The following is an 18,649-nucleotide window of genomic DNA, read 5'->3' on the forward strand; positions in this document are numbered from 1 at the left end:
AATTTCCTGACCGTATAGTACCAAGTTTAGCGCGTTCTCGGATGTGACATTTGTAAGAATCTGTTACACCTTTAGAACAACTTTTTATAACTATCGAAAAACAGCAAAAATTATAAAGTTATTTCAAACAATCAAGTACCAAAGCCATTGATTTAAAAAGGCCTTTTCAAGTGCGATTTTTGTGATTTATATAACAGTTTTTTCGGCTTTTTGTCACATTTTTCACCCTAGATCTGCTTAGTGACATGATGAAGCTCAAGCACTAGAACTATACTGCCTACCAATACGATAGCGAACAACAGATAGATCCCAAGCAGTGGACTCAAAATACCAAACGTACTCGCCACGACTAAAGACAAGAAAACTGCAATAACAACTGCGACTAACACGAGAGAAGCCCGACTCCAACACTGCTCAATAAGAACATCACGTACCTTAGCACCGACTAAACGCTTGATATAGAAGACTGGCGTACTCAATATGGCGAGGTAGCCGAGCAAACCATACATACCTGCCACTACCTGTATTAACATCATCAGTGCGATCACCAGCCCAGCTAAAAAGCTCAGCATGGCTGTTTTATTGAGTTGCTGCATCCGCGATTTGATATCGACGAGCTTTAAAATAGATTGGCTTGGGTTTTGTTGTTTGTACAAGGCGGTAACCGTATGCAAGTCTAATTTCTCTCCTGCTTTGGCTCGCACCAGAATATTTCCACTAATAAAATTAAAAGGTAGATAAGCTAAGGCTTGTGCTTGAGACGTATGGCTAAAGGTATTTTCGACAATACCCACAAGGGTAACGGGGCGCTGATTTCTGTCGTAGATGGTCATGCCGATATCTGCTGCTGTTACGCCAAGGCGCTGTGCTAAAAGCTGATTGAGCACCACTTTTTTCCCTGAACTATTGATAGCTAGGTCATCCTCAGAGAATCCGCCACCAGCAATAAACCTTAGGCCTGAGGTGATAAAGTAATTTGGCCCGCTGAGCTGTAAATAAGCGACGACTGAGTCGCTGCCATCATCAACTAAGCTTAGCGGCTCCAGAAATACAAACTCGTGGGGTAATACGCCAGCCAGAGCAGCACTCTCGACGCTTGGGTGCTGTCTAAGCGCCGACAAGTTTATCATAGCTTGATTATATCTTGCTTGAATAGCATCTGAGCTGCGATCGTAGTTACTTTGCTGTAACTCAACAAAATAAAGATTATTTGAGTTAAAACCACTTGAGGTATTCAACTGCCCGCCAAAATAGCTCAATAGCCAAAATGCAAAACTCATTGTGACTATGCCCACACCGATTTGCAATCCGAGTAAGGCTTGACTCATTGACTTAGGCAATTGTTTGACCTGCCCCTTCCCTGAGCCACTTAGTTGACTACGAATATCCTTAAATGACACCTGAGACATTGCCAGTTTTACAAACACCAGTGCACAGAGTTGAGCAAAAGCACCTACCAATAAAAAGCTCCACCAAGGTAGTTTGAGCCAAACTGCATGGGCTAGGGTCTCCTTCGACCAAAACTGCATTAGCCAAACGCCAGCATTCGCTATCCCTATAGCAAGCAATGACGCAAACAAAAAAATCAAGGCAATATAACGCCACTGTTCGAGTTGTAGATTGCCGCGCTTAGCACCGAGTACAATCGCCAGTGCCAGCTGGTTTTGTTTGGCTTTAAAGTCTAGCAAGTAGAGCGAAAATGCATTCACTAAGGTGATGACAAGCAGCCCAACGCCTGCAAATGCTAACCATTGCGTCGTTGTTCTTAGCTGCCCTTTTAATTTATCAGCAAGTGGTGACAACGAAAATCTGAGCGTCGCACGACCAGATATCCCTTGTTCTAATTGAGCTTGCTCAAATGCAGTTTGAAACTGCGCCTGCAAAAGCGTTAATTGCAGCTGCGCATTTTCTTGTTTTATGCGACCCACAAGAAATAAGTCGCTTCTTACCGCCAAGTGGTCCATACCCGTAATACGGTCACCCATCATAAGTGTGAATGGCAAAAATACCTCACTCATCCGGTTAGATTGATATAACTGCGGTTCGGACTCATCGCACGCGGCCACTCCCACCACGATATAACGACGGTCATCAAGTTGAATGCTCTGTTCTATAATATTTTCATCAGGAAAATATTGCTGTACAAAGCACTCTGTCACAACGACTTCGTTAGGTGCTGTACCAAGCTCATTACTTTGGGAAAGCCACCTCCCTTCTTTTAAAGCAATATTAAAGAGCGAAAAAAAATCATCACTGACGTAAGTTGTCTCAATCCTTGGCTCAACCACTGAACCACGTAATAAGCTGTGGCTATACAATACTGCGGAGGCTTTATCAAACAATTGCTTATCTTGAGCAAGCTGCCACGCAACAGGCGTAGAGATAGCATTTTCCATGATCGTCTTGTCATGTTCATCTAACATATTCCCTTGCAGCCAAACGAGTTTATCGCTTTGCGGATAAGGTAGCGACTGATAAGCTTGCCATGATAAGCCAATACTCATCATCATAGCGGCGAAAGCGCCGCTCAATAACACGACTAACATCAGACTTAGCCTAAGCCTATCCCTCAATCGCCTCAATAGCTTACGCCATAATGTCATGCTTATCCCTTCACTAATTCAGATGGGTTGATTAATGAATTGAGTGGCCTGCGCAGTAGTTGTTGTAGTGAAAAGTACAAACACGAGCTCGACACTAACACTATCCCCACAGCCGCAATCGAAAACTCTGCCACATTAAATGTTTGCTGAAAGTATGGCGACAATAATAAACACCCGGTCAGGGAAATCATTAACGCAATACCTATGTGCTTAAAGTGGGTGATAAGATCCTCTTGAGTTAGATCGCTATGCTTAGCACCCAGCACCATTTTCGTACCGTAATAAGAAGCTTTAAGTGATTGGCTATAACGAAAGACACCAAACAGGCCAATAATCACGAGCAGCAACGCCAACGCGAAGATAAACAGTGCTCCATAGGTAACCAAGGTATCAGTCAACAGGTATTGCTCACGCTGCGCAGTAAGTGATTTAAAACTAAAGATTTTCAATGCTGGATGAACTTGCATCAGCAGCGCTGCAAAATGGGATTTAGTGACAGGCTGCTGAGTCTTAATTAACACCGTATTACTTCCTTGTACTGCTCGATACACATGGGGCAGTACGGGTTCGCCAGGCACGGCTAAATCAGCAACGACACCAATAATTTCAAACGCCGCATCTTCGTCTGTAATGTTAAAACTCAAGCGCTTGCCTAGCGCCTTTTCCTCTCCACCTAGTTGCTCTGCAAAGGTTTTATTGATAATTAACTGCTGCTCACCGCGGCGCACCGCTTCACTATCGAAAAACTGACCTTGTAGTAACGGCAAAGAAAAAAACTCAAGATAACCACTATCCACAACTCGGCCAACCGGATGCACGCGTTCGAGCGTCTCGACTTCTTGCAATGACCAAGTGCCAACGCCTTGTCCGATCGGTGAACGGCTTCGACTCACCGCGATTACTTCTGCGGTATTCGCAAGGACTTCACTGGCTTGACGCATTACCTCTGTGTATTCATCTCTTGGCATAGTATCAGGGGCATAAAACGTCACTTCGTATTTATTCTTGAGATCTACCGCATAAGCATTTTTGAGATGAGATAAGGCAGCAACGCCGACATTGAAGCAGAAGAAGAGCAAGATAATAGAAATACTTAACTGACTCACCGCCATGAACCGTTGCACTCGCGCACTCACAACAACGGCATTCCCCTTACCGCTTTGTTTTAGCATGTGCGTTAAGTGACGAAAGCGTATTGCAGACATTCCTGCGAACAACAATAACCAGCTCGTCAATAAAGCGACCAATCCCAGTGCAAGTATACTTTGCCAGGTTAACGCTATCAGCTGTGCTTGCGGCAACAGCCCCACTAGTTCTTTTTGTAGCCACTGGCAGATAACATAAGACGCTCCAATTGCAACCACGAGTGATACTAAGCAAAGTGCTAGCAGCGGTAACCACTGCATCAGCGCAATATCTCTTATTTTTGCTCCCACCACCGCTTGAATTGCCAGCGTGCGCTGGATCTGACTGAGTCTTGCAAGGTATAAGTTACTGATATTTAATAGCGCGATACCAAGTAAACCAAGCGATACCACAAACATTCCAAATAACAATAAGGGAGACTTACCGAGCATAATTGATTTCAACGACACCGCGCGAATGCCAATATACCACTTCGCAAAATACTCACTGTCGCTCACTTTGCTGCGCCAAAGTGTGTTCATTTCGTTCGATAGCAAGAGGCTGACTTGTTCATGCTCCACCCCTGTAGCCAGCTTACCCACCATCAAGTTAAGCGCATATCGGTTCCACCAGTAAGGTTTAGCTTCCTCTGAAGTTAGGTTGTATTGCCAAGGTAGCCATACCGCAGTGTTGTGTGTCAGCTTTTTTAAGTTAGGTTCATAAAACTGCTCTGCAGCAACTCCGACAATCGTAAACTCTCGCCCATCCAGTCGCAGCGTTTTATTTAAAATATCAGGATCACCATTGAAGTGACTTTGCCAAGCTTGAAAGCTCAACACTGCGACAGGGCTGCTCTCATCTACAGGTTCAGTAATAACCCGCCCCATCACAAGCGGCATATCAAAAATACTAAACCACTGTGGCGAGACATAAGCTGATTCAACTTGTGGCGCATCGGCATCCGAAGTAAGCAATTGCTCAGCATAATGCACCATCGCCAGCTGCTCCATTGCGGCAGGTTTATGCTCGTATAAATGCATCAATGATGGGTAATTAAAGGCTTCGCTGCTCTCGTTACCATTTTCATCAAACATCGGGTATTCAAGCTTCACAATACGTTCTGAATCTGGATATGTTAAAGGTGAAAAATACAGGCTATGTAACATCCCCATTGCGACCAGCATCACAACGAATACACAGCTCAGCGTAGTCACCACACTAACATGATAAATATTTGCACGGCCTAAGTTGAACACTTGCATGGTGCCCTCTCTATGCTCGTTGACTAACAGGTTGAGCAGAAGCGACGGTGCCTAACAGCTCACCATCGAACAATTTCACCTGCCTTGGAGCCATATCGGCATAACGTGGATCGTGCGTCACCATACAAACTGTGGTGCCTTGCTGATGCAATTCAGCGATTAATTGCATCACCTGATCGCCACTTTTCGAATCTAAGTTACCCGTCGGTTCGTCCACCAGTAGAATGCTTGGTTCGGTCACCAAAGCACGAGCAATCGCGACACGCTGCTGCTGCCCGCCTGATAACTGATTTGGCTTATGTTGAACGCGATGCGACAGCCCAACCTTTTGTAAACAAGACTCGACTCGGAGCTTTACTTCAGCCTTACTCAACTTCTCAGGACGATACTTTAGGGGTAAAGCGACGTTATCGAATACCGAAATTTCATCAATGAGATTAAAAGCCTGAAAGACAAACCCAATATGCTCATTGCGAAGCTCAGCGGCCTGATCAAGCGTCAGGGTTGTCACATCATGAGCACCAATCGTATAGCTACCACTTGTTGCTTGGTCAATTAAACCGATGATGGATAGCAAAGTAGATTTACCGCATCCTGATGGGCCAGAGATCGAAATAAAATCGCCTTGTGCTATTTCCAGTGAAATATTTCTCAGTGCATGTGTTTGTAGTTCTTCGGTTTCGAACACTTTATTGATATTTTTAAGCACTATCATTTTGATATTCCTACTTTAATAAGATTGTCTCATCTAGACTGGCAAGATAGGCTAGATCAGAAATGATTAATCGTTTCCCGGCTTCAACGCCAGAATCTATAACAATATATTTCCCCGTTGAAGCACCAAAGGTGATTTCTAGCGGCTTTGCGGTGTCATCACTAGTCAGTGCAAATAAGGTCTGCGTTTGATTGTCTTTGGCATTGGCAGGGCGCTGAACATAGGTGGCATTGGCAAGATGCTTAATGGCGATGCTGGCAGAGATACTCAGCTGCGCTCGCGCCTGCTTCGGTAAGGTATTTGGTAAACTCACCTCTACTTCCACGCTATTGTTTGTCACCACGGGGTCAACTCGGAGCACTTTGCCTTTTACTTTGTTGGCCTGCATGTTCACCATCACGTCTTGCCCAGTTTCAACCCAGCGCACTTGGGATTGTGGCACAGACAATACCGCCATCAACGACTGGTTAGAGCTAATCAATGCTAATTCGTCACCAACATTGACTCGTTGCCCAAGTGCCAGAGGCATGCGCTCAATGATCCCTGAAGTGCTGGCTTTAATCTCCAGTTGTTGTTGTTTTTCTAGTAAGTTATTGAGTTCTTGTTCACGAATATTGATTTCCTCGTTAGCAAGAATAAGCGCCGAGCCATGTAGTGCTTGCAACTGTTTAGCTTGCTGTTCTAGCATGCTAATTTCATGCTGCAAGGTACTCAAACTGGTTTCAGTTTGGGCAAAGTTCAGCGCGGAAATAATGCCTTGTAGTGCAAGGTTTTGCTCCGCGCGGTGGCGCAATACTAAGGTTTTAAGCGCGCCTTGTTTTTGCATCAGCTGTGTTTGTTCGTTTAACAGCTCCCTTTGTTGAGTGAGTAGCAGCTGTTCTTTTATTGTCCGCGACTGGCGCAGAGCTTGTTTGGCTTGTTGAACCTGTAACGCCAGATCTGGGCTCACAAGCTCGGCGATCGCTTCACCTTTGTGCACAATTGCGCCCGCTTTATGGTGGATAGTTTTAACGATAGCCGAACTTTGCGCGTTTAATAAAAACTGCTCAGCACTACGTAACTCCCCAAAGCTATCTACTGATAAAGTAAGCGGACCTTGTTTCACTTCCGCCACCAGTATCTCTGCGCGTATCACACTAGAATGAGACGCCCATTGTTGCCACAGTAAATAAACAATTATCACCACCATTAAACAGACAGCAACGATGTAATGTTTGGTTTTTCTTGGCTTTGCCGGTTTGACTAGATCCATTTCCCCTCCTCACTGACTGTCGACTGATAGCGAGAACCATGCCAAATAAAAATAAATAACCATTTCAATAAATTAACTTAATTCCAGATATCAAAACCGGCTGATATTTCGAAATCGAACACAGCTTTTCGGAATTGGAAAGAGATCTTAACTTTGTTTGCCAATATGTCATTTATCTTTTGTTACATTCATTTTACCTTGAGTTTCTGACAGGCTCTGATGTTTTGGGTACACTCAGATTTTTACAATTTCGAGTCAACATTATGAAGAAAACGGCATTAAGCATTGCCCTTGCGCTCACCTTCGCAAGCGCCCCAAGCTTTGCAAAAAAAGACAAAAAAGAAGAAGAAAAAACAATCGCTTCACTAGTCGAAAATAAAACCAGTATTGATGGCCTGTTTCCGCTTTATCAGGATAAAGAAAGCGGAGAATATCTAATGCAACTCAATGAGATGCAACTTGATACTCCGTTCTTATACTTCGCGCATACTGTTGATGGCGTTACCGATGTCGGCCATTTTCGAGGTAACTACCGAGAAACGAAACTGATTGAGTTTAGAAAACACTTTAACCGCATTGATATTATCAGCAAAACACCGCGTTTTATCTTTGATGAAAACTCAGCTATTGCGAACGCGAGCGATGCCAACATCAGTGAAGCCGTACTCGCCAGTATCGAAATTGAAAAAGCTGAAGACGGTAAAATTTTATTCAAAGCAAATAAGCTATTTTTAAGTGAGTCACTGCATAAAGTATCTCCTTGGAAACGTGCAGATGACAAGAACGCAAGCAAGCGCTTTGCCCTTGGCAAATTAGACGACAAGAAATCTCGAATCGTTAAGCACCGTCCATATAGCAACAACTTAGATATCGTTGTTGATTATGTCTTTAGTAACCCAAACCCAAAAGTTGCAGGTTCAAATGCAGTGACAGACTCACGTTTTGTCTCGCTAAAAGTACAACATAGTTTTGTCGCACTGCCAGACAATGACTACCAACCTCGCTACGATGATGCACGTATCGGTTACTTCACCAATCAGTTTGACGTGCAAACTTCACCAGATTGGGCGCCGTATAAAGACGTTATTAAGCGTTGGAACTTAGTGAAGAAAGATCCAAGCGCGGCGCTTTCTGAACCTGTTGAACCTATCGTGTGGTGGATTGAAAACACCACACCAGTCGAATGGCGTGACACGGTTCGTGATGGTGTACTAGGATGGAATAGTGCGTTTGAGAAAATCGGCTTTAAGAATGCCATTGTTGTAAAAGTACAACCTGACGATGCCACTTGGGATGCGGGTGATATCAACTACAATGTACTGCGCTGGACTTCTTCACCTCGCCCACCGTTTGGCGGCTATGGTCCAGCAACTGCCAACCCGCTTACTGGCCAAATTCTTGGTTCCGACATCATGCTAGAGTATGTATTTATGCGTAACCGCTGGATGTATGACTCACTCTACTCACAAGGTCAAATGAGCCATGGTGCAGAGGCATCAAGCGATACACTACACTGTTCGCTTGGACATGAAATGCAAGGTCAATTGATGACGGCAAGCCTTGCAACAGGTGCTGACATCGAACGCAAAGAAATGCTACGACAGGGCTTAGTACAGTTGGTTCTTCATGAAGTAGGACACACCTTAGGCCTAAACCACAACATGAAGTCTTCTATTTTGTGGGGTCCTAAAGAAGTACACGACAAGTCAAAAACACAAGGTATCGTAACCGGCTCTGTGATGGACTACGCGCCAGCTAACATTGCCCCTCTAGGCGTTGACCAAGGTGATATCTTCCAAACCAAACCAGGTCCGTATGATGATTGGGCGATAGAATTTGGTTACAGCACAGCACTTAACGATGACACCCAAGAGCAACAGCGCCTTGAAAAGATCTTATCTCGTTCTGGCGAACATGGCTTAGCTTTTGGCAACGATGCCGACGATATGCGTGCGCCGGGGCGTCATATTGATCCTCGCGTGATGATTGGCGACTTATCATCCGATCCGGTGACATACGGGGTTGACCGCATGACTCTGGTCAACCATTTATTCACCGAACTAAAAGACAAAGCGCGTGTTGAAGGTCAGTCTAACCAACAGTTATTAACCTCTGCGAATATGCTGTTTGGTCAATACCGTGCTCAAGCAACTGTGATTTCACGCCAAATTGGCGGTGTATACGTTGAGCGCAGCGTAGTAGGCACAGAAGGTGAAACAAAACCATTTACACCAGTACCACTTGCGCGCCAAAAAGCGGCTATGACCGCGCTTAAGGAAATGGTTTTCGCACCGACCGTGCTTGAAAATATGCAGCCTCTTTACAACTACATGCAAGCGCAGCGCCGTGGCTTTAACCATTATGGTAAGAACGAAGATCCTAAAGTCCATAAGATGGTACTTGGCATGCAAAAGTCGGTACTAGACCAAGTACTACACGCGAATGTATTACAACGTATCAGCGACTCTACGTACTATGGTAACGAATACAGCCTAAACGAGGTGATGAACGACCTGACTGCCGCTATTTTCGTTGCTGATAAGAATGCAACTACCTTAAGCCAGAACCTACAAATTGAGTACGTTTCTCGCTTAATTAATGTTGCAGGATTGAGCAAAGCGAGCAAATACGACAATTTGGCAAAAGCCGCTGCACTATTCCAACTGCAGAGTATTTTGGATAAGAGCACAGCTTGGGGTGCCGATCAGGCAACTAAGGCACATAAAGCGTATATTGATCGTATGATCACAAAAGCGTTAGAAGCGTAACTCGAAAATTTTTGTATTACGCGAGTGAAATGAGCGAAAACGTTAAGGGCTAGCAATTTGCTAGCCCTTGTTTTGTCTGTTTATATCACTAAGCTAAAGCGGGTTTAGAGCGATAGTACTGAATACAGCCTAATTGTGCGGCATTAGTCAGTAAAATCATCACAAACATCAACACGTGAGCGACACTCACATGACCTAAGCTCAGTTCAGCAGCCAAGCCAATTCCTCCGGCTAAAAACTGCAGTGAGAAATACCTAGCGCTTAAGTTAGAGACATCACCGCTTTTAATTGTTTTATAGGTCTGCGGCATAACTCGAATTGAACTCATCACTAGCCCTAAGTAAGTTAACGCATTTAGCAACGCAGCAGCTTCAATGTTCTTTGCCAATAAAAGCCCAAATGGCAACGTCGACAAAGCAAGCAAGAGTGCTAATTGATTACACTGTTTCGAGCTTGCGTTGTAGCGAATAAAATAATATAAAATAAGTGCACTTAAAGAACCTGTAACAACAAAAGGCAGCACCATAAAAAAACGTTCAAAGAAAACGTTGTAGGCAATAAAGTAAGAGCTTTGTGCAACACCAAAACTCATCATTAACAGTGAGACACCTGATACACTGCGATTTTTACGGATCTTCCTAATCAAAGGAACAAAGCTTAAAACCAAAACGAAAGAAGAAACGATCGGTAAATATTCGCTCAATGCCAACTCCAAATGTCTAAATTGTTGCTAAGTTAAAGTGCTGTAAAACCCTTAAAAACACTTTGTAAAATTATGATTTTTAAGGTTTTTATTTTTGAAGGCGCGCATTTTAAGAACTAAACATAAAAATACAACATAACCTATAGAATCTATTTCCCACCCCTTGGCAAGGCTCAAATACAACCGTATAAAAATAAGTACACTTTAGAAGGCTTAGAAGTGCGGCGGCATGAAAACATCTAACTATCAGCCGGCATGGAATTAATAAAGTAAAACTTATGTTAAAATAATATATATAAAACTTTACAAAACGAATTATTGTTTCTATTTTGGTGTGTGGATGTTCAAAAAACATACCACCAACTGGTCGTGCTCTACAGTGCACCCAAGGCTTGGTTCGGTATTGAACGACGCCCAACTTTTTATCTCAAGTTGGATAACCACACACTCAAAAGGAATAACAATGAAACGACACATTCTTGTCACAGCATTAGGTTTAGCATCAGGTATCGCGATGGCACAAGCGCCACTAACGGAAGCTCAGATGATGGAATATACCAGCAAAGCTAGCAAAGCAATGATTGGTAAAAAGTACGATCTAAACCTTCCACTTATTACTCAAAACAGTGCTACAAGCACTTCAACGTCTACACAAACTATTGTGCAAACAGTTTCACACCCAGATGCAAGCTACATCAAACTACACTTTAAAAACCTCACCCTTGCAAACGGCGGTAAACTCGTTGTTCGCTCGGAGGATAGTGGCGAGCGCTATGAATACACCCAAGCAAACCTCCGCGCAGCAACGGTTGATCCAAGCCTCGGCGATGACGGCGTTAAACAGTTTTCTGCTATGTCAGTCTCTGCTGATAAAGTCATCATTGAATATACTCCAGGCCAAGGTAATGCAGGCAAAACACCCGAAGTCGATTTTTACTATCATGGTACTGAAGGGCAAGCAACTGTTGAGGGCTTGACCGATGTGACGCCCATGTCAACTTGTGGCGCAATGGAACGCAAAGACGTGCAGTGCTGGGCGCAATCGCACCCGGTGGAATTCGAGCGCTCGCGTCCAGTCGCCAGACTGCTCATGAACGGCAGTGGTTTATGTACGGGTTGGCGTGTTGGTGCAGATAACCGTATGTTTACCAATAATCACTGTGTGGGATCAGCATCAGAGCTGGCGAATACTGAGGTATGGTTTAACTATCAAAGTACGAGCTGTAACGGCAGCCAGCGCGAAACTGTGGTTAAGGTCACAGGTAAAGACTTCCTTAAAACAGATTACACACTAGATTATACGCTGTTTACCATCAATGATTTCGCTAAGGCCCAGCCGTTTGGTTATTTTGGCTTAGACGTGCGTAATCCATCGCAAGGCGAGCGTATTTACATTCCTCAACATGGTTCAGGTAATCCTAAAGAGCTGTCGATTGAGTCTGATCAAGACACCAATGGACTGTGCTCTGTTAACCAAGCAACGGCGAATGGTCGAGGTACCGGTACAGATATAGGCTATTACTGCGACACTATTGGCGGCTCGTCAGGTTCGCCTGTACTTGCAGCCTCAACCAATAATGTTGTTGCGCTACACCACTTAGGTGGCTGTACCAATAAAGGCGCTAAAATCAGCTTAATTTGGCCTCAGGTTTCTAGTCACTTTGGTGGCCAAATTCCTGTTGGCGATAACGGCACTACCGATCCATTGCCCGTTGCATTATTTACTTACAGCTGTAATGACCTAAGCTGCAGCTTCGATGGTTCAGGCTCTAGTTCACCAAATGGTTCTATTACACAGCACAGCTGGCAGTTTGGTGATGGCGCATCCGCTTCAGGCGCGCAAACGTCATATAGCTTCACAAACTCTGGCAGCTATACCGTAGAACTCACCGTGACAGATAGTAATGGTGACACTGCGTCAACAACACAACAAGTCACCGTGACGCTGCCAGGTGAAGAGCAAAAGCTTATCAAGGGAGTAGCCAAAACAGGGCTTGCTGGTGCTAGCGGCAGTGAAACCTTCTTCTATTACGATGCCCCTACAGGCACGAATACAGTGACATTCAATACAAGTGGTGGCACTGGTGATGCTGATATGTACGTACTTAAAGGTGCAGAACCAACAACCAGCAATTGGACTTGTCGCCCTTACCGTTATGGTAACAGCGAATCTTGTACCCTAAATGAAGGTGCAGGTCGTTATTGGGTGATGATCCGCGGGTATAATGCTTACTCCGGCTTGCAGATTATAGCGAACCATAATTAATCTCAGCACTTTATAACACATCAAACAATGTGCGGGGCTAGCCTCGCACATTGTTTGATAGCAGTCCGCAACGATTACCTACAACTCATACCAAACACTAAACCAAACACGGTTTTCATTGGTCATGTTACGCCCCTCTATACGACCAACTCCAGCACTAAACTGTAGATCGGTTAATCCGGCAGGAGCAAAATCAGCGGCCTTATCTAATATCACTCGAGACAAAGGTAAGCGCATCTTAATACCGTAATTTTGCCCAATCACTTCTCCATCTAACTGATGCTGCTTATAAAATAACTTAGGTTTGCCCTGCTGCCATGAAGTTGCAAATTCATAGCCTAAATAGCGGCTTCCCGTTGCAAATAGATGCGGCAACATAGGTTCGCTGACAGCGTGTAAACTGTTACTAATACTAGTACTGGTAAGCGCTCCACCGCCCACAGATAGAGGCAATTCGCTGCTATAGCGGCTATCGACCGATGCATAGAATGGAATTTGCCATGCTTTAGCAAACAAGCTCAGCTGATAATCAAAACCATCTAATTCACCTAGCCACTGAGCTGCAGAGACTTGCAGTGCTACACCATGCTGCTGCGTATCCCACATTGCACGACCGTTAAAGCCGTAACGCCCGCCGCTCCATGCTTTTTCACCATGTTGCACACGAATAACGCCCAATTCGGGAGCGAGGAAATTCAATGCTTCACCAAAACGATAGCTAGATGACAAGGCAAATTGCTTAAAGCTGCTTTTATTCTGGATCTTTACTTGTGGCGAGCGAGACTGCTTATCCGCTTCTAGCTCTTGATATCCAGCATCAAACGTCGTTTTCCAGTTTTCATGACGATATTCAAGTTGGGCAAATGCGCCCATCAACGCACCATTATTGATGCTTTTCTCGGCTCCAAGCTGCCAAGCAAGTTGGCGCAGCACATCCTGCCCTTTTAATGCCACGCCCAAACTATCAAAAGAGGCGCTATTTAATGCGCCTGATAAGGCGACAGAATAAGACTGTTCGAACACAGAATAATCAGAACTGGGCAGCGCGGTTTGATCTATCTTAGCCGCAGGTAATTGATGGTGATGCAGCTCTTTTTGTTCCGCCTCATTCACTTGCTCCAACACGCTTACGGTGCGCCAAGCCGGAGACACTATTTTGTTAACCTTGACCCCCTCAGGGGTCGCATAGCTCACCAGTAACTGCTGTGAATGGGTAATAATTTGCTCAAGCGGTTTAGCACTCACAGGTAAGGTTTCAAGTATTTTACTCGCCACATCATAACGCATCACCGCTAAGTGGCCTGCGACTCCGGAAATAAAGTACAACTTGTCATCATCATGAGACCAAGTTAACCCCGAGAGGTATTGATGTGACTTGGGTAAGTAGACGATTTCGGTTGTATCGTGGCTAAGATCTTTAACAACAAGTTGCCAGCGTTTGTTAGGAGTAACATGCACATAGGCTAATGTCGTCTTTTTATTAGAGAGCACAGGAAAGTCATGGACATCCCCAAGCTTGCTTGTGGTGATTGGCGTTTGCTTGCCTGAGTCCAGCTCTATGGTCACCAGCTGTGAGTAACCTAAACGGGACACCTCCGCAATAACGGTATTGGCATCAACAATACTAAAGCGACGAATACCCGCGCCTTCGGTCAGTTGCTTTGGCTTTCCAGTACCAACTTTCCAGACAAACAAATCATTGATAAAGGTATTGTCTGTAGCCGGCGTTTTTGCAACGAAGTAAATATGGCTGTCATTCAGCCATTGGGGGTAATAGATACCAGCAAAATTGTGAGCATCAAGCTGCGCAAGCCGCTTTTTTGGAAAGACTTCAGGTGCGATATCCACAATATCTTTAGGATCGGCATTTAGTATTGCTTCATTGCGCTTATTAAATTGCTCAATGGCTTCTACATTTTCTTTGTTTTCGTAGATATTGAGTGTGACTTGGCGTTTACGATTTTGCTCTACCACCAAAAACTGACTGCCATCTGGAGAGAATGCAATATCTCGAGCAGCATATGAGAACCGCTGCCAAAGCTCACTCTGTGTCGGAACCAAGGCCAGCTCCTGCTGCATGGCCTGATAGCTATATTCAACAATAAAGCGACGATATAACTGGCTTGCTGGCGCTCCAAAAGCACCACTAAATGCGGTTTCAAAACTGCGAGATTCCACCGCCTGCACTCTTGTCCACACTGCATCTAACGTCTGTGCGCCATAATTATCCTCAAGCCATGCTAGAAAACGTACGCCTACTAAGTATGCCATGGAATTGGAAAGGTAAGACTTGTCGCCATTATCTAAAGCGCTATAGGTCGGTAATGCACCTTGCTGCGCGTAATAACGCACAATGCTCTCACTGTAGTTGTCGTATAAACGTCCTCGTCCCGTTAATCTAGACTCCAGCAAGGTAGCATAGCCTTCGCTGACCCAGCGCGGTAATACCGCATCGAGCAAGTCAGTAATATCGTGCCAATCTCTGAGATGTTGTCGCCATTGATTACGGCTAGGCTGTGATAGATGAACGAGATGAATATATTCGTGCAAAATGAGCAACTGCTGCCAACTGGTGTTATTTGCGATGACGGAATCAGCTTGAGGCGGCGTCGCTTGCAGTGCCATCATTGGTTTATCTGTGCTGGGTAATGCAAAGCCATTGGCCGCATTTTCTGGATCGTAAATAATCACATCAGCACGTTCACTCAAGGCTCTACCTTGTTGTGCCAGCACTTTATCTCGCACCACCTCCAGCTCATTTGCTGCAGAATACGCCCATTGCTGAAGCGCCTGAGGATAATGCACATTAAAGTTTTCGGTTTTGATGGTTTGCCACTTAGCCTGTAAACCAAAGCTAGTTAAAGCAACAAAAATTATCAGTAGCGCTCGCATTACCTTTCCTAAATAAATCCGGTGGCGCTAGCTTAACAAGAGATGTAAAGAAAAAGTGTGCTTTTTAGTAACAATTTCTTGCGCACGCTACGCCTTAAAACGCCTATTTCGGGGCAAGCAAGATCTGAGTTGCTCTAAATGCGCGTAATTTTTCAGTGATTTTGTGGCTGTGCAAGGGTGATAAACAAGCTAAGTACCGCAAGAGACACTGCAAACACAAAAAATACCACGGTTGAACTCAACCCCGCCTGCCATTTTGCCGCGGCGATTAAACCCGCGCTCAATAACACCGCCAACTTTGCCTTGGTATGTGCATGTGGTTTGAATGATTTGGAGTAGCTATACGCCATAAAGATAAAGCCGCAGGCCAACAGATAAGTGACTAACATGGTAGCTCCTTGCCAAGGTTTTGAAGGAACTTTAATTATATGCTAATGATAATTATTATCAACAAGGCAAAGTGATTTTTATTAATCCTCCTGAGTCTGTGTTGTGACAACTCAGTTGTCCATCGTGTAACTCTACAATGGTGCGGCTAAAGGTTAAACCTATTCCCTGCCCACCTTCTTTGGTGGAATAGAAAGGAGTAAGCATGTTATCTAGGTTGGCAAAGCCCGGGCCATTGTCTTGCACATCAATCACCGCTTGTTGCTGCTGATAATAAGCATGTAGCGTCAACTTGGCACTTTCACCACTGGCCTCAATGGCATTTTTAACTAAGTTAATCAGCACTTGCTCAATTAAGGCTTTATCGAGATTGAGCGTATTCACAGTGCAATTTACTTGGATGTCGGTATCCTCAAATAACGCAGCAACAGAAGACAGTAACAGCATGATAGAGACTGACTCCCGATCTAGCCTTGGGGTTTGCGTAACTTTGGCGTATTGGCTCACAAATTGTTGTAAATGCTGGCAACGCTGACCTATTACACTTAGCGCATGCTGCTCTTTTTCGTCCTTTGCTCTTGCTAATAAGGTTTGCGCTAGGGAGCTGACGGGCGTCAAACTGTTGTGGATCTCATGACTTATTACTCGGATTAAGTGTTGCCAAGCAGCCAGCTCCTTTTTACGTAATGCCTTAGTAATATCGAGTGCGACAAGTAAAGAAAACTGCTTACCCTCTTGAAAGAATTCACTACTTTGTAGTTGCCACCGAGATTGCTGCGCTGTATCTGCAAAATGCCAGTGATTATCTTGTTGCACCAGCCCAAACTGAGCCGCGCTTATTCCCTTACACTCTAACCAAGGGCGATGATAAAGCGACTCAAATGCACAATTGGCATAGGCAAGTTTGAGTTTTTCGTCAAACATCATAATAGGCGTATTAAGGCTGTCTATTAGCTGATAAATGATAAACTGCTGACTATGATAGCGGCGCTTTTGACTGTGTAGCTGTGCACTTAAGGCCAGTAAGCGCTGTTCAAATTCGGCTACCACGCCCGCTGTATAATGTGGCTTAATAGTTTGCGTAAAATCACTTTGTGCAATCGCTTCCAGCTGCCAATTAGCACGCATGGCAATGCGTTTAAGGTGAGACAGCAGTATTTTTTGTAACCCGCCCAACAGCCCCAACACACTCACCGATACGGCAGCTACCCACGTTATCTCTAGCTGTAATTGCAGAAGCAGCAAAGTCAGTAAAACCGTACAGCTAATGGTTAACAGCGTACAGTAGGCCCCAAGCCGCCACTCAGCGCTAGCCAGATGTTTTAAGGCCATATTTTTCCAAACGCCGATAAAGAGAAGAAGCCGTGAGTCCAAGTATTTTAGCGGCTTCTGCGACATTGCCTTGAGCGCGTTGCATCGCTTGCTCCACCATTTCTTGCTCCACTTGTTGCAAAGTCTTGCTTGGCATATCACTGATCACTTTAGGTGCGGCGGTAAAGCGTAGTTGGCAATCACTGAGCTCAATCTGCAAGCCTTCCGCCATTAACACGGCACGCTCCATGACGTGACTTAACTCACGCACATTGCCGGGCCAATTGTGTTCAATCAACACAGCTTTAACCGCAGGGCTAAGTTCACGAATTGGCTCACCATACTGCGCACAGAATTTAGCGACAAAATACTCAGCCAACGGCACGATATCGCCAAACCGCTCGGCGAGCCTCGGCACTTCAATCACAATTGTATTGATGCGATATAACAAGTCTTCTCGGAACTCACCGGCTTTCACTAAGTCGTCAAGATTGGTGTTGGTTGCGCAAATAAGTCGACAATCCGCTTGTTGCGTCTGACTGCTACCCACAACTTCATAACTGCCATTTTCCAGCACCCGCAGTAATTTTGCTTGTAAAGGAAGTGGAATAGTCGCAACTTCATCCAAAAATAATGTGCCCTGCTTTGCCATTGCAAAACGACCAACACGATGCTGCTTTGCATCTGTAAACGCCCCTTTGCTATGACCAAACATCTCACTTTCGAATAATGATTCTGGCACCGCGCCCATATTCACCTCAACCCAAGGTCCTGCTGAACGATTAGATTGTTGGTGTAACCACTGAGCTAAATGACTTTTCCCCGCGCCACTTGGGCCGGTAAGTAGCACCCTAGCGTCGGTTTTTGCTACTTTAGCAAGCTGCTTATATAAAGATTGCATCGCCTGAGAGCGCCATTGAAACGCGCCGCGCTCGCTGTGTTTTGCTACGATATTCGCTTGCTTTAATGATATTTTGAGTTGTTGCTGCACGGCTTGCAGCAGCTGCTGATTGTCCCATGGCTTTTCGATGAAGTCGCTCGCACCAAGCTGCATTGCAGACACCGCTAACGCGACATTTCCCCAACCGGTAATACAGATCACAGGCACATTAAGATTGGAGTCACGTAGCCAGCGCAAAAAGTCCAGCCCTTCATTGCCTGAGGTGGTATCTCGGGAGAAGTTCATATCGAGCAAGGCTAATGACACTTGCTTAGCGGTGAGCAGTGGCTTGGCAAGTTCAAGGGTTGCCGCCTCAATTACATTGAAACCTTGATCTTCTAAAAAGAATACGGCGCTGAGGCGTACTTCGGCGTTATCGTCGATAACCAGTATTGTGGGCTTTTCCATAGGGGGAATTTTTATTG

The 18,649-nt window shown here is 44.9% G+C and carries 11 protein-coding genes; 2 read left to right on the forward strand and 9 right to left on the reverse strand.

Going from position 1 to position 18,649, the window contains the following annotated elements:
* Nucleotides 1-227: 227 nt before the first annotated feature.
* Genes L3V43_RS13060 through L3V43_RS13075 form a run of 4 tightly spaced genes read right to left on the reverse strand, consistent with a single transcriptional unit; the run spans nucleotide 228 to nucleotide 6,957 of the window.
* On the reverse strand, nucleotides 228-2,603 hold the full coding sequence (locus L3V43_RS13060) for an ABC transporter permease (RefSeq protein WP_237116744.1): 2,376 nt from the start codon (nucleotides 2,601-2,603) through the stop codon (nucleotides 228-230).
* Nucleotides 2,604-2,605: 2 nt separating this feature from the next.
* Nucleotides 2,606-4,990, reverse strand: coding sequence for an ABC transporter permease (locus L3V43_RS13065; protein WP_237116743.1), 2,385 nt, complete (start codon nucleotides 4,988-4,990; stop codon nucleotides 2,606-2,608).
* A gap of 10 nt (nucleotides 4,991-5,000) precedes the next feature.
* Complete coding sequence (locus L3V43_RS13070) at nucleotides 5,001-5,705, reverse strand: ABC transporter ATP-binding protein (protein WP_102057755.1); 705 nt, start codon at nucleotides 5,703-5,705, stop codon at nucleotides 5,001-5,003.
* A gap of 10 nt (nucleotides 5,706-5,715) precedes the next feature.
* Nucleotides 5,716-6,957: an HlyD family efflux transporter periplasmic adaptor subunit gene (locus L3V43_RS13075; RefSeq protein WP_237116742.1), complete on the reverse strand. Its 1,242-nt coding sequence runs from the start codon at nucleotides 6,955-6,957 to the stop codon at nucleotides 5,716-5,718.
* 263 nt (nucleotides 6,958-7,220) lie between these two features.
* On the opposite strand from L3V43_RS13075, the gene L3V43_RS13080 reads away from it, so the two are divergent.
* Nucleotides 7,221-9,725: a zinc-dependent metalloprotease gene (locus tag L3V43_RS13080; RefSeq protein WP_237116741.1), complete on the forward strand. Its 2,505-nt coding sequence runs from the start codon at nucleotides 7,221-7,223 to the stop codon at nucleotides 9,723-9,725.
* An 88-nt stretch (nucleotides 9,726-9,813) separates the two neighbouring features.
* Here the strand turns inward: L3V43_RS13080 and L3V43_RS13085 are convergent, their stop codons facing one another.
* The gene (locus tag L3V43_RS13085) at nucleotides 9,814-10,428 is read right to left on the reverse strand and encodes a PQ-loop repeat-containing protein (RefSeq protein WP_237116740.1); all 615 of its coding nucleotides are present in this window, start codon (nucleotides 10,426-10,428) and stop codon (nucleotides 9,814-9,816) included.
* Between the two features lie 463 nt (nucleotides 10,429-10,891).
* Here L3V43_RS13085 and L3V43_RS13090 point away from each other — a divergent pair, with 463 nt between their 5' ends.
* Nucleotides 10,892-12,694 (forward strand): PKD domain-containing protein, encoded by a 1,803-nt coding sequence (locus L3V43_RS13090; RefSeq protein ID WP_237116739.1) that lies wholly within the window; start codon nucleotides 10,892-10,894, stop codon nucleotides 12,692-12,694.
* 78 nt (nucleotides 12,695-12,772) lie between these two features.
* Here the strand turns inward: L3V43_RS13090 and L3V43_RS13095 are convergent, their stop codons facing one another.
* From L3V43_RS13095 to L3V43_RS13110, 4 genes are all read right to left on the reverse strand, one after another.
* Nucleotides 12,773-15,586 carry a hypothetical protein gene (locus L3V43_RS13095; RefSeq protein ID WP_237116738.1) on the reverse strand — a complete coding sequence of 938 codons (2,814 nt, stop codon included), beginning with the start codon at nucleotides 15,584-15,586 and terminating at the stop codon, nucleotides 12,773-12,775.
* Nucleotides 15,587-15,738: 152 nt separating this feature from the next.
* A complete protein-coding gene (locus tag L3V43_RS13100) occupies nucleotides 15,739-15,975 on the reverse strand; it encodes a hypothetical protein (RefSeq protein WP_010606925.1) in 237 nt (78 codons plus the stop codon).
* Between the two features lie 58 nt (nucleotides 15,976-16,033).
* On the reverse strand, nucleotides 16,034-17,305 hold the full coding sequence (locus tag L3V43_RS13105; RefSeq protein ID WP_237116737.1) for an ATP-binding protein: 1,272 nt from the start codon (nucleotides 17,303-17,305) through the stop codon (nucleotides 16,034-16,036).
* Nucleotides 17,283-18,632, reverse strand: coding sequence for a sigma-54 dependent transcriptional regulator (locus tag L3V43_RS13110; protein ID WP_010606927.1), 1,350 nt, complete (start codon nucleotides 18,630-18,632; stop codon nucleotides 17,283-17,285). The genes L3V43_RS13105 and L3V43_RS13110 overlap by 23 nt, the downstream gene beginning before the upstream one ends.
* Between the last annotated feature and the right edge of the window lie 17 nt (nucleotides 18,633-18,649).

This window comes from Pseudoalteromonas sp. L23, from assembly GCF_021728455.1.
In the GTDB taxonomy this organism is placed as follows: domain Bacteria; phylum Pseudomonadota; class Gammaproteobacteria; order Enterobacterales; family Alteromonadaceae; genus Pseudoalteromonas.